This window comes from Rhizobium tumorigenes, from assembly GCF_003240565.2.
Taxonomy (GTDB): domain Bacteria; phylum Pseudomonadota; class Alphaproteobacteria; order Rhizobiales; family Rhizobiaceae; genus Rhizobium; species Rhizobium tumorigenes.
The window spans coordinates 40,331-61,759 of sequence record NZ_CP117257.1 but is presented as its reverse complement, the minus strand read 5'-3'; the positions used below and the strand labels follow the sequence as shown (position 1 = coordinate 61,759).

The 21,429-nt window shown below is 57.6% G+C and carries 18 protein-coding genes; 3 read left to right on the top strand and 15 right to left on the bottom strand.

Annotated features, from left to right (window positions below; all coding sequences use genetic code 11):
• Positions 1-11: 11 nt before the first annotated feature.
• From PR017_RS21845 to PR017_RS21775, 15 genes are all read right to left on the bottom strand, one after another.
• Complete coding sequence (locus PR017_RS21845) at positions 12-4,064, bottom strand: amino acid adenylation domain-containing protein (protein WP_111218280.1); 4,053 nt, start codon at positions 4,062-4,064, stop codon at positions 12-14.
• Between the two features lie 207 nt (positions 4,065-4,271).
• Positions 4,272-5,009, bottom strand: coding sequence for an ABC transporter ATP-binding protein (locus PR017_RS21840; protein ID WP_111218314.1), 738 nt, complete (start codon positions 5,007-5,009; stop codon positions 4,272-4,274).
• Positions 5,006-5,845 carry an ABC transporter ATP-binding protein gene (locus PR017_RS21835; RefSeq protein WP_111218282.1) on the bottom strand — a complete coding sequence of 280 codons (840 nt, stop codon included), beginning with the start codon at positions 5,843-5,845 and terminating at the stop codon, positions 5,006-5,008. Before PR017_RS21835 ends, PR017_RS21840 begins: the two co-directional genes overlap by 4 nt.
• Positions 5,846-5,857: 12 nt before the next feature.
• Positions 5,858-6,751 carry an ABC transporter permease subunit gene (locus PR017_RS21830; RefSeq protein ID WP_206423131.1) on the bottom strand — a complete coding sequence of 298 codons (894 nt, stop codon included), beginning with the start codon at positions 6,749-6,751 and terminating at the stop codon, positions 5,858-5,860.
• On the bottom strand, positions 6,751-7,872 hold the full coding sequence (locus PR017_RS21825) for an ABC transporter permease (RefSeq protein WP_111218284.1): 1,122 nt from the start codon (positions 7,870-7,872) through the stop codon (positions 6,751-6,753). The genes PR017_RS21830 and PR017_RS21825 overlap by 1 nt, the downstream gene beginning before the upstream one ends.
• A 226-nt stretch (positions 7,873-8,098) precedes the next feature.
• Positions 8,099-8,767, bottom strand: coding sequence for a GntR family transcriptional regulator (locus tag PR017_RS21820; protein WP_240538919.1), 669 nt, complete (start codon positions 8,765-8,767; stop codon positions 8,099-8,101).
• A gap of 328 nt (positions 8,768-9,095) precedes the next feature.
• Positions 9,096-9,884, bottom strand: coding sequence for an ectoine/hydroxyectoine ABC transporter ATP-binding protein EhuA (ehuA, locus tag PR017_RS21815; protein ID WP_111218286.1), 789 nt, complete (start codon positions 9,882-9,884; stop codon positions 9,096-9,098).
• Positions 9,877-10,623 carry an ectoine/hydroxyectoine ABC transporter permease subunit EhuD gene (gene ehuD / locus PR017_RS21810; protein ID WP_240538920.1) on the bottom strand — a complete coding sequence of 249 codons (747 nt, stop codon included), beginning with the start codon at positions 10,621-10,623 and terminating at the stop codon, positions 9,877-9,879. The genes ehuA and ehuD overlap by 8 nt, the downstream gene beginning before the upstream one ends.
• The gene (locus tag PR017_RS21805) at positions 10,620-11,333 is read right to left on the bottom strand and encodes an amino acid ABC transporter permease (RefSeq protein WP_111218322.1); all 714 of its coding nucleotides are present in this window, start codon (positions 11,331-11,333) and stop codon (positions 10,620-10,622) included. Before PR017_RS21805 ends, ehuD begins: the two co-directional genes overlap by 4 nt.
• Positions 11,334-11,402: 69 nt before the next feature.
• Complete coding sequence (gene ehuB, locus PR017_RS21800; RefSeq protein ID WP_111218288.1) at positions 11,403-12,263, bottom strand: ectoine/hydroxyectoine ABC transporter substrate-binding protein EhuB; 861 nt, start codon at positions 12,261-12,263, stop codon at positions 11,403-11,405.
• 181 nt (positions 12,264-12,444) lie between these two features.
• Complete coding sequence (locus PR017_RS21795) at positions 12,445-13,791, bottom strand: LLM class flavin-dependent oxidoreductase (protein ID WP_111218290.1); 1,347 nt, start codon at positions 13,789-13,791, stop codon at positions 12,445-12,447.
• Positions 13,791-15,137 (bottom strand): LLM class flavin-dependent oxidoreductase, encoded by a 1,347-nt coding sequence (locus PR017_RS21790; protein ID WP_111218292.1) that lies wholly within the window; start codon positions 15,135-15,137, stop codon positions 13,791-13,793. The genes PR017_RS21795 and PR017_RS21790 overlap by 1 nt, the downstream gene beginning before the upstream one ends.
• A 69-nt stretch (positions 15,138-15,206) precedes the next feature.
• Positions 15,207-16,868, bottom strand: coding sequence for an ABC transporter substrate-binding protein (locus tag PR017_RS21785; RefSeq protein ID WP_240538921.1), 1,662 nt, complete (start codon positions 16,866-16,868; stop codon positions 15,207-15,209).
• Between the two features lie 180 nt (positions 16,869-17,048).
• Positions 17,049-17,990 carry a DMT family transporter gene (locus PR017_RS21780; protein WP_111218294.1) on the bottom strand — a complete coding sequence of 314 codons (942 nt, stop codon included), beginning with the start codon at positions 17,988-17,990 and terminating at the stop codon, positions 17,049-17,051.
• A 26-nt stretch (positions 17,991-18,016) separates the two neighbouring features.
• Positions 18,017-18,850 carry an IS5 family transposase gene (locus PR017_RS21775; protein WP_111218080.1) on the bottom strand — a complete coding sequence of 278 codons (834 nt, stop codon included), beginning with the start codon at positions 18,848-18,850 and terminating at the stop codon, positions 18,017-18,019.
• 150 nt (positions 18,851-19,000) lie between these two features.
• Between PR017_RS21775 and PR017_RS21770 the strand changes: the two genes are divergently transcribed.
• The 3 genes from PR017_RS21770 to PR017_RS21760 all read left to right on the top strand — a co-directional run bounded on the left by PR017_RS21770 (position 19,001) and on the right by PR017_RS21760 (position 21,139).
• Positions 19,001-19,540: a MarR family winged helix-turn-helix transcriptional regulator gene (locus PR017_RS21770; protein ID WP_111219362.1), complete on the top strand. Its 540-nt coding sequence runs from the start codon at positions 19,001-19,003 to the stop codon at positions 19,538-19,540.
• Positions 19,541-19,628: 88 nt separating this feature from the next.
• On the top strand, positions 19,629-20,132 hold the full coding sequence (locus PR017_RS21765) for a cupin domain-containing protein (protein ID WP_111219364.1): 504 nt from the start codon (positions 19,629-19,631) through the stop codon (positions 20,130-20,132).
• A 110-nt stretch (positions 20,133-20,242) separates the two neighbouring features.
• Entirely contained in the window at positions 20,243-21,139 is an 897-nt protein-coding gene (locus tag PR017_RS21760) for a TIR domain-containing protein (protein ID WP_240538962.1), read from the top strand.
• Positions 21,140-21,429: the final 290 nt, after the last annotated feature.

Below are 21,429 nucleotides of genomic sequence, written 5' to 3'. Positions count from 1 at the left end.
CTCTTCTCTCCCTATTTGGCGGCCTGTTGCAGGCCGTAGTTTGGTTCTCTGACCAGAAACTTCTGCCGACCGATGATCTCGGGCTGGTAGACGAGCGCATCCCAGTGCGCCTCCTCGATCGGTTCGAGCGCCACCGAAACGACATGGGGTGCGCAGCCGAAAGCCTTGATGACCGCCGATGTGAGCTCGTCCGCCAATGCCTGACGGCGGTCCTCATCGATATGGGCTGGGAAATGCTTGACACTGATATGGGGCATGGAGATCTCCCGATCGGATGAAAGGATGTTACTGAGAACTTGGGCGAGCGCTGTCTGGCCTCCGCCGCGAAGGATCGCGTAATGGTCGTGGGAAAGTTCGATGATCTGGCTGAAGTGTTTCCGGATTTGCGCGCCTGCAGTCTCCAGGAAGGAATAATCATCGCCCTTGGCCTTGATGAGGGTGATTGGTGCCGTCACCGCACGTTGGTCGAGTTCGTCGAATGTGTATTCGAAGGAAAACGTCGCCTTGACGACCCCAACGATCCGAGAGACCAGCTCTGTCGAGAGACCTTCAAATCGCTCGACGATGAAGTCCACGAAGCCGCGCTCGTCACGAACGAAGGCAAGCAGCTCCGCCTCTATGGGTGAATTCAGCGTCCCGGCGAAGACTGACAGGAGAATGCGCAAGAAACGCTCATCACCGAAGCGATCGGCCTGGGCAACCGCCGGTGCTGTCTGTTGCAACGGAGATCCAGGGGCAATGAGAACGAGCTGCTCCACCGTTCGGCCAAGCTGTTCCAACTGAAAGGCCGTTTCGAAGGCCACCCGAGCGCCGAACGAATAACCGACACAAGTAATGGGGCCGTCTGGCTGATCGCGCTGGATGAGTTCTACGTCCGCCGCCGCCATGTCCTGGATGGTCGGGAACGGGATTTCACCGGTGTTGATGCCGTGAGCCTGAATTCCGACGAACCGATAGGAACCGTCGCCAGCCTGCGCGAGGGAGCGAAGGCCCATGGGATACCCTCCGAGCCCCGGCCAGCAATAGATCGGCCGCCCTTCGTGAGCATCGTTCAGGCTGACAAGGCGGCTCTCAAAGCTGCTCGCGCCGGAACCAACCTCCCTTGCCAGCGCTTCTATCGTCGGTGCCGCGAAAAGCGCCTGTATCGGCATACGTGTGCCAAATCTTGAATTGAGCCGATTGACAAGCGCCATGGCAAAGAGCGAATTGCCTCCGACGTCAAAAAAGGAATCGCGGATCGACAGTTCTTCGTCACCCAGACGCAAAATGTCTCTCCAGATGCTGGCGATCTCGATTTCAATGCGGCTTGCCGGGAGAACCAAAGGACGCGCGTTTTCTTCGGCTTCAACAAGGTCGCGCAGCGATTGCAAATCGATCTTGCCGCTTGGCGTCGTCGGCGTGGTTTCGATGACACGAACGCGACCCGGAACCATGTATTCAGGCAGAAACTCGCGCAGCTCCTCCTTGAGGATTTCAGCGGGACCGCGCATGTGCACAAGGTCCTCGTCCATGCCGCGGCTTGATCGCTGCGCGGGCGACACTCCGCCGCCGAGCGCGAAATAGGAAAGTGTCCCTGCGCTTGTGCTAGGCGAAAAGTCCTTTCCGATAAGTCCTTCCAGCCGGCTGGATGTCGCCATTTCGAAGCCTGACAGCGAGCTATACCCGGACGACATCAACCCGATCGCAGGATCGCTCGTCTGCAGACGGTGGAGAAGACGGCCGAGCTCGACGAAACCGGTCCAACCAGCTAGCTTCGACACGACGAAAGCGACGCCGAATGTCGAGCGGTCGTAGACAGCTTGGTTGATGGCAATAACATCCTTACGGCGGATGACGGGTTCACCAATGCGCGCAAGATTTCCGTCGTCGAGCCGATAGGTTCCGGGGGATACGCCATCCGGTGTCTCCTCGTGAATTTGGACGAGGATGGTTGAATCGATGCTCGCTCGGGTGCTCGGCTCGCGCGAAAGCTCGACGCTCAGCGTGTGGACGAAATCCTCTGAATTGAAAAGACCGGCCGGAACGCGGTGCGGCGGTGCGGTCTTGATTGGGTACAGGGAATTTTCCGCTGCAACCTCTTCGAGGAGCCCCAGCATGTGTCCCGCCTCAAGGTAGAGAACCTCATCGACATTTGTCGAATAAACCTCCTGGATTCGGCTGCGCTTGCCGTAAACATGAAGACGGATGCCTTCACCGGCCGACGTGCCCAGCGATACGAGCGTCAACGTGTGATTAATCGGGTGGAAGTAGTAGAGCCCGGGCCACAGCCCATCCACATCGTTGACTTCCAGGAATATCTGCGAGGCATTCAATGCGCCGGGAGACGCGTAGGCATATTTTGCGAGGAGCCGTGCATCACTCAGGAATGGTCCAAACCATCTGAGAACTTTGCCAACCAACGCCTTGTCCAGCGTGGGTTCGCCATGGGCTGTAGAAACAGGGTGCCGCTTCGCTACGGTTATCGCCCGGACGATCTGGTCGCCATCAACCCTTGTCCTGAAATTACGATAGGTTTTGCGCGCAAATACCCGTTTCGCAACGTCATCGGACGCTTCGCGGAAAGGCAGAGTGACAGTGTTTCCGTCGAGTTCATCCGGCGCACGGAAAGCACTGTTCGACAATTGTGCGTTCACCTGTCGGCGGCTGGACTTGGACTTGTGGTGACTGCCAGCAACGTTCTTGTCCATCAGCGCCGCCTCTCCGTCGTCAAGTTCGACGAAGGCTGCCAATTGCGCGGTTCCAAGACGGGACTGCCACGGCACCACGGTCGCGCGCCGGATCCAGCGATGATTCTCGATCGCCAGACGGATCTCGTCCAGCTCGATGCGGTGGCCGTTGATTTTAACCTGATTGTCCACCCGCCCGACAAAGCTCACGCAGCCGTCGGCCTCCTTGATGGCAAGGTCGCCGGTTCGGTATGCCCGGCGTTGCAGGCCCTTGGCATCGACGAGAGCCACGAACTTGGCGTCCGTCAATTCGGTATTTCCGATATACCCGCGCGCCAACTGCGGACCTGCGATATAGAGCTCGCCGACTTCACCCGCCGCGATCTCGTTTACCCCATCGCTGACGATGAGGTCGGTGTCATAGACCGGGTATCCGATGGGCAGGACGCGATCCGTGTCGTCCAAATCTTCCGCCTTCACGACATAGGAAGAGACGTTGATGGTGGTTTCCGTCGGGCCATAGAGATTGACCAGAATTGCCGTCGGATGGGCAATCGATAGGCCGCGTGAAAGACTGGACGTCAACGCTTCCCCACCGCTGAAGATCTTCGACAGGTTGAGATCACGAAATCCCTCGGCTTCCAGAAGGGCCGACCAAAGCGTTGGCACACACTGCAGCGTGTTGACATCGTGATGCTTTGCAGTCTCGATCAACCGAGCCGGATCGCGGTAAGAACCGATGCCTGCCATGACCACCGTCGCGCCCTGAGCAACGGCAAGGATTTCCCATTGTCCTGCGTCAAAGCTGAAAGGCGTCTTCTGCAAGATGCGAACGGTGTCATCGATGCCCATCGCGTCCCGCAGCCAAGCGAGTTGATGCGCTATACTCTCATGCGTGATAGCGACACCTTTGGGTTTGCCTGTGCTTCCCGACGTGTAGATCACGTAGGCGAGATCGCTTGGCTCTAAGTCGTCCTCGTGCTCGGCGGTGTCTGTACCTTCAAAACACTCTTCCAAGGCAATGACGGTGCTATCGGTAGTCTCAATCGTACGGGCATCGCTTGCGAGTGGAACGGTGGTGAGGATGATTCTTGCCCCGGAGTTTTCGAGTGTGTACCGCAACCGGCTGCTTGGGTATTCCGGCGACAATGGAAGATAGGCGCCGCCGGCGCGCAGAACCGCCCAGATCGCGATTTCGAGCTCAAGCGAGGAGTCAACGAAAACACCGACGACGGCATCGGAGCCAACGCCGTGCTTGCGCAGATGAGCCGCAGCCTGACCGCTGCGAAGCCAGATATCCGCAAAGGTCAGCGAACCCGTATCCGACACGACCGCCAGTCGGTCCGGATGACGCAGAACCTGCTCTCTCAATTGCTGCACAAGTGTTGAAGATGTCATCTCGATAGCACCTCATTCTAATGACTTCATCCAATCAGATTGATATCAATTTTGATAACAATCATGTGCTCAATCGTGAGGTGAGATGGGAAAATATTTCTCAAGTCGCGGTCGTAAGCGCACAGGATCGAGGCATTCTGCTCAAACGTTAATCAACAAGCCGATGGAAGAAGGGACTGACGTGACGTCTTGGCCGCAGCGTAGGGCCTAGTCTTTTGAATTGGGTAGCAAAAGCTCGCGATAGCTTTGGTCTTTTGAGCCGCCCCGCAATTCCTCGCGCGTGGTGTGCCCAACAATTTTTCCAGCTGCCATGACCGCGATGCCTTCACAGAGCTGCGCGACGACTGCGAGATCGTGGCTGATGAGGAGGTAGGAAATCTGCCGTTCGACGCGCAGGTCTGCCAGGAGATTGAGGATTTCGGCCTGGACAGACACGTCGAGCGATGAGGTCGGCTCGTCGAGGAGAAGAACTCGCGGCTCGACGAGCAGCGCGCGGGCAATGCAAAGACGTTGTCGCTGTCCACCGGAAATCTGGCCCGGGAAACGGAAGCGCACGGAACGCGGCAGTCCGACTGCATCAAGCACGTCGGCAATACGCTTGTCCTGACGGTCGAAGCGATGAACGATCAAAGGTTCGCGCAGGATCGTGTCTACGGTATGCGCCGGGTTGAGTGCGGCCGCCGGATCCTGGAAAACGATCTGTAACATGCGGCGATCGGCAAAGGTGCGGCGGGCGCTGAGCCTGCGCCCAAAGACCTCGATCGTTCCGGACCATGTGTCGTGAATACCCGCAATGCATTTCAGCAACGTGCTTTTGCCGCACCCTGATTCGCCGACGATGCCGAGGCTGTCGCCCTGGCCAAGATTGAGTGAAACATCATCGAGAATGACTGACGTTCCGAGCCGGACCGAGACTCCGTCGATGGAAAGGGCTTGGAGCGTCATCTGGCCCAATCCGGGTCGCGCGTTAGAACCGGCAAACGGCGCCCAGGATCATCCAGTGATGGCACGCAGGCGATCAGCCCACGCGTATAAGGATGTTGTGCGGTCTGGTAACCCTGCCCGCTGGCCAGCGTTTCTACCGTACGGCCCGCATACATGACCAGGATGCGATCCGCAAAGTCGGAAACAAGCTCGAGATCGTGACTGATGAGGATGAGCCCCATGCCGCGTAACCGAACCTGCTCGTCGATCAGCTCGAGAATACGCCTCTGGACAACGGCATCGAGAGCTGATGTCGCCTCGTCTGCAATTAAAATATCCGGCCCGCCCGCCAGCATCATCGCAATCATCACCCGCTGCGCCATTCCGCCGGACAGTTCGTGGGGATAAAGATCGAACACGCGGCGCGGATTGCGGATGTGCACCTCATCGAGAAGTGTTTCCACCGCTTTGCGCATGTCCGACCGCCCGGTCCGTCGATGCAGGCGGAGCATCTCGGCGATCTGCCGACCGGCCGTCTGAATCGGGTTGAGGCCTTGTCTTGGATCCTGAACCACCATTGCGATGCGATGGCCGCGCACTGCGCTGAGTTGGCGGCCGGTCAAGCGCAGCAGATCCATCTCGCAGAAACGCGCCTGTTCGGCCGTTACGATGGCATTATGCCCGGCAAGGCCGAGCAAAGCACGAACCGTCATCGATTTCCCCGATCCGGATTCTCCAACGATTGCGAGCCGCTCGCGGCCCAATGTGAAGCTCACGCCCTTCACGGCTTCTACATAACCAGTAGGAGCGCGGAAGCCGACCTTCAGATCACGGATATCAAGCAACGGAGCCAGCAACGGGATTTCCTCTCAGGATCGCGGGTCGACGAGGTTGCGCAACGCATCGCCCAGCAGATTGAACCCGAGAGCGAAGAACAATATCGCTATGCCAGGCATCGTCGAAACCCACCACGCCCCGAATATGACATCTCTCCCGTCGGCAACCATCGCTCCCCATTCCGCTTGCGGCGGTGGCACGCTTGCACCCAGGAACCCCAGACCTGATGTGATGAGAATGATGCTGGATGCATCGAGCGTGGCACGCACGATGGCCGAAGGCAGGCAGAGCGGCAGAATGTGCGTAAACATGATGCGAATGCGGGAGGCGCCAATGACGTGCGCGGCCTGCACGAACTCCGCGCCACGAAGCGTCACCGCCTCGGCGCGAGCAATGCGCGCATAGGAGGGCCAGCCCGTCAACGCGATTGCTATGATCGCCGTCGCTATACCGGGGCCGAGCGTCACCGCGACGGCAATCGCCAGGATAAGGCGGGGAAACGCCATGAAGACGTCACACAGACGCATGATGGGCGTGTCCAACCGGGGGAAAAGCCCTGAGGCGATGCCAGCCATCACGCCGACGGGCACGACGAGTGCAAGGACGCTTGCGACAATTGAAAGTGTTGGCCGCGCGCCTGATAGCACGCGCGAAAAAATGTCACGGCCAAGCATATCGGTTCCAAACCAGTGGCTGGCGGACGGCGGCTGCAATCGATCTGCCAGAACCTGGAGGTTGGGATTTTGAACCGGCAGCACCGAGGAGAGCGCGGCCATACCTACCATCAGCAAAACGGTAAATAGACCGGCAACAGCTACGGGATCGCGCAGCAGCATCGAGACATCGCGTGCAACGCGTCCCAGTTGCGCCTGCAGCGGAGTATCCGGGCTATCGTCGAAGAGCCATGCCTTGACTGCGAGCATCATCAAACCCGTGTCCGCGGATCGACGCGCGCTTGTGCAACCTCCGCCACCCTGTTGAGCACCATGAAGAGGGTACCGATGATCAGTGTTCCGGCGAGAACCGCGCGCATATCAGAGGCGAGGAGCGACTGGGTGATGTAGAGACCAAGCCCCGGCCAGGCGAACACGGTCTCTGTCAAGACGGCCCCCTCAAGCAGGTAGGCATAGTTCCAAGCCACCACGGCGAGGAGTGGTCCGACCGTGTTGGGCAAGGCGTGGCGCCACAGCACCCGCGTTTCCGACAATCCCTTCAGCCGCGCAACGTTGATATAGTCTTGTCGGTACTGCCACAGCATGAAGCCACGGGTCGTGCGGGCGATGTCACTGAAGGCGACCAAGCCCAGAAGCGCGGCCGGAAGCGCAAGGTGGGACAGCGCATTGCCAAAAGCCGACAGGTTGCCGCTGAGCGCGGTGTCCACGAGAACGAAGCCGGTCACCACGGGTATCGTATATTGATAGACAATATCGAGACGGCCCGGACCCGCCACCCAGCCAAGATGCGCGTAAAACAGCAGCAGCCCCACCAGGCCCATCCAGAAAATCGGGATAGAATTCCCGAGGATCGCAACGACGCGCACCAGGCTGTCGGGCCAGCGGTCGGCAAACCGAACCGCCAGCAGGCCGGCAGGCACGCCCAGGCCAACACCCAGCACGATTGCCACGGTCGCCAACTCGATCGTAGCCGGCAAGAACCGGCCTATATCCTGCGCGACGGGGTTTCCCGTGGTTGTGGCGACACCGAAGTTTCCCCGTGCCATATCGATGACGAACAACACGAACTGCTCAGGTATCGGCTTGTCCAGATGCATCTCGCTATACATCTGTTCATAGAGTGCTTGGGGTGCATGATCACCGATTACCGTGAGAACCGGATCCGTCGGCAGGAGACGCCCTATGGTAAAGATCACGAAAAGAAGCCCCAGCAGTACGACAGCGGGTACGGTCGCACCCGAGAGCAGCCGCAGCAATAAGGACGCGCCCTTCCAGGCAAGGGCGGCTGGCACCTGCAACGTCGAGGCCGAGGTCTTCGAAAAGCTCACGGCGAGACGGCGCACATCGGGTGCCGTCGGAATCTCGTTTGTCATAAGGCTGCCCCCCTGCGATCATCCATGACCGGGACGGCAACCACGAAGTCACCGACGCGAGGTAGACCATTTCACGCGATAAGCTCTATTGCTAACAATATTGATTTCATTATTCACGGATCTCGGACATATCTTTCCCGAGATATGCTTCTAACGGAAAAGTTCGGAGATGCCGAACGTTGGCGACGGTCGTGATCGCGGCCAGCCGTGCAATTTGATCGAGGACCTATGCGTCGATCTGGGTTAGGTTTTGCTCTAAAGCCTTGCCCATATTGTTGAGGTGTTCGAGCATTGCCTTGCCGGCGCGGACTCCGTCGGCTGCGCAAATGGCATCGACAATTTCCTTCAGTTCCTGGATGGATTGCTTGATGCGACCGGGAAACAGAAGGGTCTGGAGCCGAAAGCGGGCGATTTGCACGTTCAATGTCGCGACGATGCGGGCAGCAGTTGCGTGGGCCGCGATGCGGCGGATCTCCGCGTGCAACCTGTTGATCTGCTGCGAATACTCCACGTAATCCTCTTCGGCCTGGGCTTTTTGAACTGCCGCGAGAATGCCCTTGAGGCGTTCGCCGTCGGAGGCCGTTGCCTTGGCAGCCGCGTTGCGTGCAATCAGCGTTTCCAACGAAGCGAAGGTCTGGAGGATTTCGACGGCTTCCTCCCGGCTTATAACACGCACGCGGGCACCTTTGTTGCGCTCGACCTCGACAAGTCCTTCCTGGTCCAGTTTTCCGAGCGCCAGCTTCACATTGACCCGATTGACCCCGAGCCACTCCGCCAGTTCCAACTCAGGCAGGCGTTGGCCCGGCAAGAAATGTCCTGTCTCGATCGCTTTGCGTAACCTTGCCACCGGATCGGCGTGCCGTTTAGAAACCCTGGCCACTTCCATCTCTTCCATTCATTATATGCATCGTGAATCGGCGTGCCGCTCACCTTCTCGCCGCCTAGGACGTCGAACATTACCATTCTCCAACGACCCGGGTTTAGCATACAATATTGTTAGCAATGGCGCTAGCAAAGAGAAATATTTTACACGCCTTCTCGATGACGGAAATTTAATCCGATTGAGTTGAGCAGGGCGCGGGGCTTCAACCAAAAAATGAGGGGACATGCAGTTATCGACCGCGATGCGGCGACACGAGTAACCGAACCTCTCTGAGGTGGCGAAAAGTGCAGGCTGAACGGAAGTTGGCTGCGACTCAAACTTCTGTAGCCGTGCCTGCCCGTCAGGCTTCGAGAATGGCCTTGAGGAAAGCCTTTGTCCGGTTGTTCGAGGGCGATTCAAATATTTGAGCCGGACTGCCCTGCTCGATAATGCGCCCGCCTTCGAGGAAACAGACGCGATCGGAGATTTCGCGGGCGATACCCATGTGATGGGTCACCATCAGTGTCGTGAATTGATGCTCTTGTGCGAGGTCGCGGATCACCGACAGCACCTCACCGACCGTTTCCGGGTCGAGCGCCGAGGTCACTTCGTCAAACAGCAGAATCTTCGGGCGCATGGCGAGAGCGCGCGCGATCGCCACACGCTGTTGCTGCCCGCCGGACAACTGGATGGGGAAGCTGTTCTGCTTGTCAGAGAGACCGACGAGTTTCAGAAGTTTCAGCGCCCGTGCATAGGCTTCGTCCTTTGAAAGCCCAAGCACGCGAACAGGAGCCTCCGCGATGTTGCGCAATGCGCTCATATGCGGGAACAAATTAAAGCTCTGGAACACCATCCCGATCTTGCGACGGATCGCTCCGGTTTGCTGCCCACTCGCCTGCCGGCTCGCGACACCCGCGCCCTGGTCGTGCCAGAGTTCTTCACCATCCACCGACACGCCGCCGCCCTGAACGGTCTCCAGCGTCATGAGAATGCGTAATATCGTCGATTTTCCGGAACCGCTTGGCCCTATGAGCGTCAGGTTTTCGTTCGGCGCTACATCGAGGTTGAGGTCCGACAGAACTGTGAGGTTGCCGAATGTCTTTTTAACATTTCGAAACGTGATTATGGGTGAGGTGATCCCGTCAGCCATGCGAGGTCTTTCTGCCGAGCCAGACTTGTGACACCAGGCGCTCCAACTGCCTTACGAAAAAGGACGTCGCAAGGCTGATGACCAGGAATATCATGCCGCAAAGTGTGATGGGTTCGATGTACTGGAAATAGTCGGCACCATGCTGCATGGCGACAAACATGATGTCCGTCACCGCGATGGAAGCCAGCAACGGCGTTTCCTTGAAAATCGATACGAGTAGATTTCCAAGTGTCGGAACGAGAAAAGGGATGATCTGCGGCACGATGACGTGCCGGTAAGCGTCCACTTGAGAAAAGCCGAGGGCGGTGACCGCGTCTCGCTGCCCTGTTGGCAAGGCTTCCAGACCGGCGCGATATGCCTCCGCGACATAGCATCCGTAATGGATCGATAGTGCGAGGATCCCGGTTGTAATCGGCGGCAGAACGATTCCAATTTGTGGCATCACGAAGAAGTAAAAGTAGATTTGCAGCAGCAAGGGGGTGGAGCGGATGAAATCCGCGAGGAACACCGACGATCTGGTGATGAGCGAAAGACGTGAGCGCCGCGCCACCAATATCGGGATGCCGATCACGAGTGCGCCTGCAAATGCAAGCAGCGCAACATAAATCGTGACACCCGCGGCGGACATCAGCTTCGGCAGGACGGTCGCCACGACAGAGAGCCGGAACCAGTCCAGCCCATGAATGTCTATGCTGAATATGTTCATCTGGTCGCCACGAGAGAAATCGTCCTTCTTCAATGTGCTGCCGCAGTCGCCATCATCACCACCGACGGCGCCCCTGACGGTAGGCTCGTGGCGGAACGCAACTTCCACCGACCGAAACGGCGCTCCATCCACCGCGTCAGCCCGATCAACGCCTGCGCCAAAACGAAGTACGTGCACAAAACAGCAAGAAGCACCGGGACCGGCTGATAGGTACTCACGATAATCGAGTGAGCCTGCTCCGTCAGTTCCGCGAGCCCAATCAGCGATACGATCGACGTGCCCTTGAGCAGCATTACGAATTCATTGCCCATCAACGGCAGCAGAGCGACCAGCGCTTGCGGCAGCACTACGTACCGCAAGCGCTGGAAGCCATTCATACCCAGTGCAACCGCCGCCTCGTGTTGGCTGGTATGAATGGAAAGCACCGCGGCTCTGATATATTCGGAGGAATAGGCGGCGTGGGTGAGTGAGCAGCCTATCACCGCAGCTTCCCATACGCTCAGTCGCATCCCGAGGAATGGGGCTGCGAAATAAAGCCAGAACAACGTGACATAGAGAGATACACCACGAAAAAGCTCTACGAACGCCAAGGCGGCGTACCGCACCGGACGCAACCGCGACAGGCGTGCAAGACCGACGAAAACCCCAAGGACAAAACCGAGCGCCAAGACAATGACGAACAGCAGGAGCGTCTGTACCAGCCCGTCGAGAAGCAGCGGGACCCAAATAAGCAGGTCACGCACCCTCTTGCCCCTCGACCGCAACCGCATCAGGCCGTAAAAATTCGCAGACCCGCACCTTGTGCATTACATTTATCCCTTGCAGATATCGGCGAGCTTTACATCCGGCGAAGGGACATCCGTCGGCGCCACAGCATATTTTGCAAGAATGGCATCGTATTCGGGTGTGCCTCGGAATGCGCCCAGTGCCTCATTGAACGCGGCAACCAAGTCCTTGTCATCCTGACGAAAGCCGAAGCCGAGATAGTTGATCGACGGCTTGCCGTCGAAGACGGGAAGCGTGAACGGGTTGGCCCGCTCCACCGATTGTCCACCGTCGGCAGCGACAGTCTCGTTGGCCGCGAAAATGGTCGAGGACGTCAGATCGACGCGGCCTGACTTCAAAGCGAAGAAGACCTCCGGGAAATCCTGGAAGACGACACGTTGGCTCTCGGGAATACCAAGCCGGTCAAAATCCTTGCGCGACGCCGAGCCTTGCTGCGTTCCGATTTTGATGTCCGGGTTTTTCAGGACGTCGTCGTAGCTGTGAATGTTCTTTGGGTTTCCCTTCTGAACGGTAATGGCATCGGCGATTTGAATATGCGGCTCAGCAAAGGCGATCTCAGCGCAACGGTCCGGGCGGATGAAGAGCCCGGCGGCGATCACGTCGAAATGCCCAGCCTTCAGGCCAGGTATCAACGTGCTGAATTTCACAGCCACCCCGTCGACCGTTTGAACGCCGAGTTTGGCGAATGCGGCCCGCGCCAGTTCATAGTCCACACCTGCAAGGCTGCCGTCCGGCTGTTTGAAACTATACGGCTTTTCGTTTGAGAAGCCGATCTGGATGGTCCCGGTGCGCTTGACGCGCTCCAAGGTGGTCTCGGCCGCAGCGGGCAATGCCACGACGCCAGCTGAAAAAATGGCCAGGACAGACGCCAGGAAAACTCTCTTCATACCTCATTACCCCCAAGCAATTCGCGTTACATTTGCATCGCCAACATAAAGCAGCTCTCTATATTGATAACAATTTTGATTTCAATTTTATCATTCCAGGGAAAATGTTTTATCGATAAGCCGGGGTTCCACGGGGCATTGATGCCCGTGGATGCGTCGCTGGACGTTTCCGGCCCAGTTTTCACTTAGAAAGCCGAGACGCATTGGTAGACCGGGCTCGGCCTTCTCCGAACAAGGTTTCGCGAAATGTCGAACGGTGCTTGGCGATACGCCCGCGGTTTCTGAGTTCGGGAATGACCTGGTCAACGAAATCGACGACCGTGCGCGGCGTAACGATCGAATTGAAATTGAAGCCGTCCACGCCCGTTTGGTCGACGATGGCTTCCAACTGATCAGCGATGTCGACCGGGGTGCCGACCAGGATGCCGTCTCCGAAGCGCCCGACATCGTCGATCACTTCTCGCACCAGGAATGGCCGGTCTGACTGGGTGGTGTACTGCGCCGCGCGTGACTGGTTCGCCTCCGTCGGCGCATAGCCCAGGACGGAATCCGGATCGACGGCGGACAGATCATAGCCGGACGAGCCACAGTATTGCGCCAGTGCCGATTCCGGCGAGCGATACCGCGCGTAGTCCTCCAGTTGCTCTCGCGCCTCTGCCCGCGTGGGCCTGACGATCGCCGTCTGCTGGTGGAAGATCAGGATATCGTCAGGCGCGCGGCCGAAGTCTGCGGCGCGTCGGCGGATATTGGTGACGTTCTCCTTGACGGCCGCCAATGTCCGGCCCTGCACGAAGACACATTCCGCGTGCCGGGCGGCAAAGTCGCGCCCGGCCGTCGAACTGCCCGCCTGGAAGATAACAGGTGTCCTCTGTAAAGAAGGCTCGCAGACATGCGGACCGGCGACCTTGAAAAATTCTCCCTGATGAGTGACGGGGCGAACGAGCGTCGGATCGATATGAACATCGTTATCGATGTCGAACCGAACCGCACCATCGCTCCAGCTGGCCTCCCAAAGCTTGTAACATACCGAGAGAAACTCATCCGCGATTGCATATCTCCGATCATGCGCGATCGGTTCGTCCAGTCCGAAATAGCGGGCGGCGGCGGCAATATAGGACGTGACGACATTCAGTCCGACGCGACCTTTCGTCAGGTGATCGAGGGTCGAAAGTCGACGGGCAACGTGGAAAGGATGCTCATAGGTGGTGGAGATCGTCGTCACAAAATTCAGCGTGGTCGTGGCATTGGCCATGGACGGAACCAGCAATGACGGATCATTCGAGGGGAACTGCATGGCATGGCGGATCGCGACCTCCGGCGACCCCTTATAGACGTCGGATGCACCGAAGAAATCGCCAAGAAAGAGGGCGGTGAAACCGCCTTCCTCGATCTTGCGTGCAATTTCGATCCAAAACTGGATATCGTTGTACTCATGATGCCGGCTATGCGGATGCCGCCAGAGACCGTGCGAGTCGCCGGTCCGGTTGTTCAATTCGAAGAGATTGAAAAAGATCGGTTTCTTGGCCATTATAAGAGCTCATTGCCGGGCATCGGAACGTAGCGGCTGGATGGTCGCGGTATACCGAGATTGTCACGCAAGGTGACGCCCTCGTAAGCCTCGTGATAGAGCCCCCGACGCTGCAACTCTGGCACGACAAGGTCGATGAAGTCGTCAAGATCTCCCGGCAGGTAGGAAAACCGCACGTTGAACCCGTCTGCACCACCGCTCCGGAACCAGTGCTCGAAATGATCGGCGATATCAGCCGGGGTCCCGACGATAGTGTTGTAACCGGGTGCAAGCCAGCGGTAGAGTTCGCGAATGCTGAGGCCGGTTTGTTTGGCATGGGCAACCAGCAGTTCCTGCCGCGTCTTGTCGCCCTCGGTCGGCGCAACTTCCGGCAAGGGACCGTCGATTGGATATTTTGACAAATCCGCTCCAGCCGCCCCCGAAAGCATCGCCAGCCCCGCGACAGGGTGGACCAGATCCAGCATCTGCTCGTACTTTTCCTGCGCTTCGCTGCGTGTTGCGGCGACCACCGGCGTCACGCCGGGCAAGATTGCGACGTGATCCGGGCTTCGGCCTGCTGCGGTCACCCGAGCGCGGACGTCGTCATAGAAAGCGATCGCCCCAGTGAGATCCGATTGGGCTGTGAAAACGACGTCAGCGAAACTGGCCGCTGCATTGCGCCCGGCATCGGATGAACCGGCCTGCACGATGACCGGGTGCCCTTGCGGCGGACGGGCGACGGCGAGTGGTCCCCGAACGTTGAAGTGCGGGCTGGAATGATCGAGCGTGTGCATTTTTTCCGGGGAGAAGAAACGGCCGCCCTCCTTGTCGAACAGAAAGGCATCGTCGTCCCAGCTGTCCCAAAGACCCTTGACGATATCGACGAATTCCGTCGCTCGCTGGTAGCGAAGCGAATGGGGCGGGTGGTCCCGCCGGCTGTAGTTGAGAGCCTCCGCCCCGTTCGAGGAGGTCACGACGTTCCACCCTGCCCTCCCCTTGCTGAGGTAGTCGAGCGAGGCGAGTTGGCGGGCGACGAGATAGGGCTCGTAATACGTGGTGGTCACGGTGCCAACGAGACCGATACGGCTCGTCGTGACGGCCAACGCCGATAGCAACGTCACCGGCTCGAAGTCGACAACCCGTGCGCTGTAGCTGAGTTTTTCGGCGTCGAGCTTTTGGGGAAAAGGAAGCGTGTCGGCGATGAAAATCGCATGGAACAGCCCTCGTTCCGCCGTTTGCGCGAAGGCGATCTGTGCGTCAATGTCAAGGCTCGCTTTGGCGTCGGCCCGCGGATAACGCCATCCCGCCGTGTGTTGGCCCGGTGTCTGCAGGAATGCACCTAAGATGAGCTTGTCGCGTCTTGCCATGCCGTGATCTCAATTCAGGAATGTTGGAAAAAGCACCATGCCGCGGATAAACCGGCATGGCGCACATGATCAGCTCTTGGTGGTGCGCCAGTAGGCTGGGGTGTCCCAGCTCGGTCCGGGTACAAAACCCTTCACATCGGCGCGAACAGGCACTTGGCCGAGTTGCTGGTAGATGACGATGAAGGGCGAGTTATCGCGAACCTCCTTCTGCAGATCGAGGTAAATGGCCTCGCGCTTGGCAGAGTCAGCTTCCGTCAGTCCCGACAGGGTCTTCTTGGTCAGCTCCGGAACAAGCCAGTGATCGCGCCAGGCGGCATTCTTGTTCTTGGAAGTGTCACTGTCGTCGTCGTTGATTGTGAAGAACGAGGCACTCGCATGAACGTCGAGGTAATCCGGCGACCAGCCGAAGAACACCGCGTCATGCTGGCGCCCGCGAAACCGCGTCTGGAGCTGCGCCCGGTCAAGCGTGTTCAGCTCAACAGTAACACCGGCCTGGCCAAAGGTTGACTGCAGAGATTGACTGACCTCCCTGTCGGGCGAGCGGCTCGATACGTCGAGCTTCAGCTTGAAGCCGTCCTTGTAGCCGGCCTCCTCCAGCAACGACTTCGCCTTTGCGATGTCCAGCTTGTAGGGCGTCTCGTCCAGCGACCCGCCTGAACCGCTGCCCCAGAAGCTTTGATGGACCTTGGCCTGACCCTTCAAAATATTGCCGGTGATCCCTTCGTAGTCGATCGCCCAGCGCAAGGCCTGCTGCACCTTGGCATCGTCGAGCGGTTTGACGCCCTGGTTCAGCGCGATGTAGTTCACGTCTGTCTTGGGTGTCGAGATGATGGCGATGTCGGCATTGGTTGAAAGCGCCTGGATCTGGTCTGCGCTCAGGTTGCGCGCGATGTCCACGTCGCCCTTCTCGATCAGCAGGCGCTGAGTTGCGGCTTCCGGAATGTGCCGCAGAACAATGTTTTTCAGTGCGACGTTCTCACGCTTGTAATGCGGGTTGGCAGCAAGCAGGACCGCTTCGTTCGGCGTCCAGCCGGCCAGTTGGTACGGTCCGGACCCGGCGGTGTTTTTCTTCAGCCAGCCGCCGCCGAAATCTCCGGCACTCTCATGCTTCAGCGCCTCCTGCTTGTCGACGACCGACGAGACGGTGGACGAGAGCACCTTCAGGAACAAGTCGGGCGCATAGGGCTTGTCGAGCTTGAGTACGAGCGTTTTCTCGTCGGAGGTGCCGACATGGTCAGAAATGTTGTCATCCGACCAACCGAATTGAGTCAGGTAGAACACCGGCGTCTTGCCCAGGCGCACGACACGCTCCAGGGAGAATGCGGCGTCCTCCGCAGTCACGCCTCGGCCCGAGACGAAAAACAGACCATCGCGTATTTTGAAGGTGAACGTCAGGCCATCCTCGGAAACCGTCCAGGATTCCGCAACACCACCCACAGGCTTCGTGAAGTCTGAAGGATCGAAGGTGATGAGGCGCTCATAGACGTTGTTGACCACTTCGCCGCCGGTTGCCTCGTAGACTTCAGCCGGATCGAGCGTGATGAGATCGCTGATATATTTCGCCACCACGAGCGTATCGGCAGGAGTTTCGGCAAATGCCTGCGGGGCACCTGAAACGACCGAAGCGCCGGCGAGGAATAGCAACGTCGCGGCGGTCGATTTGAACGACGCGGCGCGCGTGGTTGGGCGGTGTTCGCCCTGGGGCGGATAGACATGAAAACGGGGATGCATGAGGTCTCCTGATGTTGCGTCGGACGTGGTCGGGAGCCGAGACAAGCATCTTCCGCCCTCGTTCATACCCCGCTCTGAGCTTCGAAGATGAAGTCAGCAAGAGAACGCTACCTCTTTTGAGAGCAATATTGATAACAATTTTGATCTCTTTTTTCTACGACCGTTGAAAGCACATTCCAATTATGGCTGCGGTTTCGAGTAGACCGACCCCGGGATCACGGCGGGCTCTTCACGCGCACGCCTCCTAGCCAGCGCTGAACCGGAAACTATGCATCCCATTCCTATGAAGGACAGCGTGGTTAGCACGTCTTCAAATAACGTTGCGGCAAGAAGGATACCGAAGCCCGTACCCCAGTAGCCAATCTGGCTGAAGACGACCGGACCGGCCAGTTCCTGAAGTCGAAAATTAGCGAGATAGGAAATTGCCGAAACGCAGATAAATGCCAGCAACCAAAACGCTATAGATGCATCGGCGAAGTGCCAGTTTGCTGGAGATTCGAAAAACGGCGCGGCGACGCCAAGCATTGCGCTTGAAACGACCAGCGTGGCACAAGAAAATGCCAGTGCGGACGTCCCGCGAGGCCAATAGGCCGACCGCATGATGTTGCCGAACGCCGCACAGACGGGGATAGCCAAACCCGATATGACCCAAAAGTGCTGACTCATATCGATTTGCAACAGTTGCTGCTGAACGAGCGCGATCATGCCTACAAAGCCAAGAATGATCCCGAAAGAGCGGAGAAAGTAGATTTTTTCCAGGCGCAGAGCGACGGCAAGCGTCATCGTCAACAGCGGTGAGAGGCAATAGATCATCGCCCCGTATGCAGGCCCTACCCGTGCAACGACGAGATGCGACAAAACGACGGGAAGTGCAAAGCTGATGAGGCCGAGCAGCAGATAGAGAAGAAGATGACGGGGACTGCATGGCAAGCTCGTCTTCGAGCCCAGCAGCCAGGGAAACAAAATCACACCCGCTCCGAGATTGCCGATTACGCCGAGTTGAAACGGCTGAACTCCGGCGTCCAGGGCTGCTTTGGACACCATTACTTTTGCCGCAAAGAGGAAGCCCGCGACCACAAGCAGCAGAAATGGCGATGCCAGAAGCGTCCAAACTTGCCTCATTTCTTAGAGTCGGACTCGAAAAGGCTTCAATGATATCGATACCTTGCGAGCCGCCGGGTTATCAGGCGAATGTGGGCGATCATAATCCATGCCTCTGAGGAGGCGATGGATTTTTCGACGTCCTTTGCTAGCCTGCGGCATCTGCCAAGCCACGCGAAGGTCCGCTCGACGACCCAGCGTCGTGGCAGAACTTCAAAGCCTTTCGCTTTGTCCGAGCGCTTGATGATCTCGACCGTCCAGCGTCCGATCTTCTTCAATCGCCGCTTCAACTTATCGCCTGCATAGCCGCCATCAGCGAAGACATGCAGCAACCATGGCCACCTGTGGCGGATGGATTTCAGAAGATCAGGAGCACCATCGCGATCCTGGATGTCGGCGCTGTGCACCATGAGACCGACCATCAGGCCAAGCGTATCGACGATGATATGGCGCTTTCTCCCTTTCGTCTTCTTACCTGCATCATAGCCTCGTATGCCACCGCTTTCCGTAGTTTTCACGCTCTGACTATCGATCACACCAGCCGTCGGACTTGCCTCTCTGCCCTCCAACTCGCGTGCCTCCATCACGAGATGATGGTTGATGCGTGTCCAAAGTCCCAGTGCCCGCCATTCATAAAAATAGCGCTGGACCGTTGAACAGGGCGGAAAATCCTTCGGCAGCATCCGCCACTGGCAACCGGTGGTGGCGATGTAAAGCAGAGCATTTACGACCTCGCGCAAATCAGTGGTGCGAGGTCGACCCAAGCGGCGGGGCATCGGCAAAAAAGGCGCAACCAGTTCCCATTCCCGATCCGTCATGTCACTTGCATAGCGAGCCGTTCGCCGGGCATATTGCCGACGGGTGATTTCAGTCCAGGCCATCGTGAACTCCATCGAATCTTTGCAAATCCGAAGGAATCATAACCTGTTGAAATCACCCACCTCTTTTTGAGGCAGCCAATTAGCCGTCCTCTTGTGCTCATGCACCCAAGCAGTTATCTTCACGCAAAGATAAACATGCGAGATATCTTAATGTCAAGACAATCTGCGGCGGAAACGAATGACACCGCCTATCAAGACCCGATCGATGAAATTCGGGCGCAATGGGCGGTGGAACTGCCGGATTTGGACACATCGGGAATCGCTATTCTTGGTCGCGCCCGATGGATAACCCTTGCTTCCCGTCCGAGAATCGACGGAATTTTTCAGTCTCACGGCCTTGATAGCGGGGAAGCCGACGTCCTGTTCACGCTGTTGCGCTCAGGTCCACCCTACCGGTTACGTCCGACGGAACTGTTCCGGTCCTTGATGATATCATCGGGTGGCATGAGCCATAGGCTCAATCGCCTTCAAACCGCCGGACTGGTTCGTCGGACCTCAACCGAAAAGGACGGGCGCAGCCTCCCGGTGGAATTGACGGATGAGGGGAAGCGATGCGCCGAACAGGCTTTCAGAAAGGACGCGGCCGCCGAAGCAGACATGCTGCAAGGACTGAACGGTCACGAACGGGCCGAATTGGAAAGGCTCTTGCGCAAACTCTCGGGGACGCTTCTTGCCGCTACTGACGAATAAAAACCTCATCCTCTCCAGTTTTTTAGCATGGCACAGCAGGCACATTTCTCGATCTTTGGTATGGTTTGAACTTTTCAGGAGGATTTCGATGACCGAACGGAATGGCGGCGATACGGAACGCTGGAAGCATGACGGCGTCCGCGTGATAAAGGGCGACCAACTCGATCCGAATACCACTCAGACGCCGGGTATGTTTAGACAGGCGGCAATAAATCATGCGCGCGTGGGTGCCCAAAAAATCTGGGCCGGCACTGTATCGATCGAGCCGAACGCAAAGACAGGCGTCCATCATCATGGCGCGCTTGAAAGTGTGATTTTCGTCATTCGCGGCAAAGCGCGCATGCGGTGGGGAACGCGCTTGGAATATGTTGCCGAGGCTGGCCCAGGGGATTTTATCTTCGTTCCGCCCTATGTACCTCATCAAGAGATCAATGCCGACCCTGATCATGTCCTGGAATGCGTTTTGGTGCGGTCGGATAATGATGCGGTCGTCGTCAACATCACCGACGTCGATCCCGTCGAGAAGCCCAACGAGGTACACTGGGTGGATCCGCTTCATGCCCGGCCGGAGAAATTTGGCCGTCCAAAATAAGAATGTTTAACGCCTTGAACGGATGCGAACCCCCGGCCCGTTGGGCAGTTGACACCAATACCCTGAATATATGTGATGATCTCCGCTGTTATTCATGAGAGGGGGACATTTTGGGGAACGAAATCGAGATACAGAAAATACCTCCTTTCCCATCAAGAGGCCTGGTGATTGCATCGGCTAACATGCTGAAGGCAGAGGGCCACGCCGGCTTCAAAGCCATGCGTTTAGAGTGGGATCTTCTTGATACGGACGCTGGAGAGGGGACCGGTTTGGCCGAGCGTGCAACTTCTTTGGCGACATATGCGCTAGGAAATCCAGAGTTACGTACCCCTGAAGGTACATCATTGCAGTCCGAGATAGTTGCTCGCGCCGGCGGCATCTACCGCAGCGGTTGGATGACAAATATCGGTGAGAAGGAGCGGACTGCCTTCAAAAGACTCTCCAGTGAGGCGGGCACCATGAATGATGTTTCGGAAACCGGAACAATCTCGATAGCACCCGGAAACGAGGCATATGCCCGTAATTTCGCAGAGAACAGTCCGAGGCCGATCATGTCGAAATCCAACAAAGTGTTCATTGTGCACGGTCACGATGAGGGAGCCCTGCAGAGCTTGGCCAGATTTTTGGAGAAGTTGAAACTGGAGGTCACTATCCTAAAGGAGCAGCCGAACCAAGGTCGAACAATTATCGAGAAATACGAGGCCTGCGCCGAAGATATCGGATTCGCCGTGGTGCTTCTGACACCAGATGATGTCGGCTCGGCCGCCATTGCGAGCAATCAAGGACAGCGTGCCCGCCAGAATGTCATTTTCGAACTCGGCTATTTTGCTGGAAAGCTGGGCCGTGGGAGGGTGTGCCTATTACGCAAAGGTGATGTCGAGATCCCGTCTGACCTATTTGGGATCGTTTACATCGATATGGATCCCGCCGAGGGATGGAAGACCGCTCTTGTAAAGGAGCTCAAGGCGGCCAAGCTGGAATTTGATCCCAACAGGATGTGGCAGTGAGCCAAACGACAGTGACGCCGCCGACCTTGGATCAGGCAAGCACTCGAGGCAGCAACATTGTACTCATCAGGAGAAACAATAGAAGCAGGGTGAAACACACGAGCTGCAATACAATCTGATGAGGTTTGAGCCGGCACCAGAACCCAAGGCCCGTGACTATCCCAACCGTGTTCCCGAGGAGATCCCAAGCGGTAATTTGCTGCCAACGGATAACCGACAGGACAACCGTAAAGAAGATCCAGAATACCCCGAGGCAAACCACGAAACGTTCCGCCCAATCCAGCTGTTCT

Coding starts and splice junctions, on each gene's coding strand:
- PR017_RS21845 (WP_111218280.1), bottom strand. CDS start 4,064: ATGACATCTTCAACACTTGTGCAGCAATTGAGAGAGCAGGTTCTGCGT.
- PR017_RS21840 (WP_111218314.1), bottom strand. CDS start 5,009: ATGACGCTCCAAGCCCTTTCCATCGACGGAGTCTCGGTCCGGCTCGGA.
- PR017_RS21830 (WP_206423131.1), bottom strand. CDS start 6,751: ATGATGCTCGCAGTCAAGGCATGGCTCTTCGACGATAGCCCGGATACT.
- PR017_RS21825 (WP_111218284.1), bottom strand. CDS start 7,872: ATGACAAACGAGATTCCGACGGCACCCGATGTGCGCCGTCTCGCCGTG.
- PR017_RS21820 (WP_240538919.1), bottom strand. CDS start 8,767: ATGGAAGAGATGGAAGTGGCCAGGGTTTCTAAACGGCACGCCGATCCG.
- ehuA (WP_111218286.1), bottom strand. CDS start 9,884: ATGGCTGACGGGATCACCTCACCCATAATCACGTTTCGAAATGTTAAA.
- ehuB (WP_111218288.1), bottom strand. CDS start 12,263: ATGAAGAGAGTTTTCCTGGCGTCTGTCCTGGCCATTTTTTCAGCTGGC.
- PR017_RS21795 (WP_111218290.1), bottom strand. CDS start 13,791: ATGGCCAAGAAACCGATCTTTTTCAATCTCTTCGAATTGAACAACCGG.
- PR017_RS21790 (WP_111218292.1), bottom strand. CDS start 15,137: ATGGCAAGACGCGACAAGCTCATCTTAGGTGCATTCCTGCAGACACCG.
- PR017_RS21785 (WP_240538921.1), bottom strand. CDS start 16,868: ATGCATCCCCGTTTTCATGTCTATCCGCCCCAGGGCGAACACCGCCCA.
- PR017_RS21780 (WP_111218294.1), bottom strand. CDS start 17,990: ATGAGGCAAGTTTGGACGCTTCTGGCATCGCCATTTCTGCTGCTTGTG.
- PR017_RS21775 (WP_111218080.1), bottom strand. CDS start 18,850: ATGGCCTGGACTGAAATCACCCGTCGGCAATATGCCCGGCGAACGGCT.
- PR017_RS21770 (WP_111219362.1), top strand. CDS start 19,001: ATGTCAAGACAATCTGCGGCGGAAACGAATGACACCGCCTATCAAGAC.
- PR017_RS21765 (WP_111219364.1), top strand. CDS start 19,629: ATGACCGAACGGAATGGCGGCGATACGGAACGCTGGAAGCATGACGGC.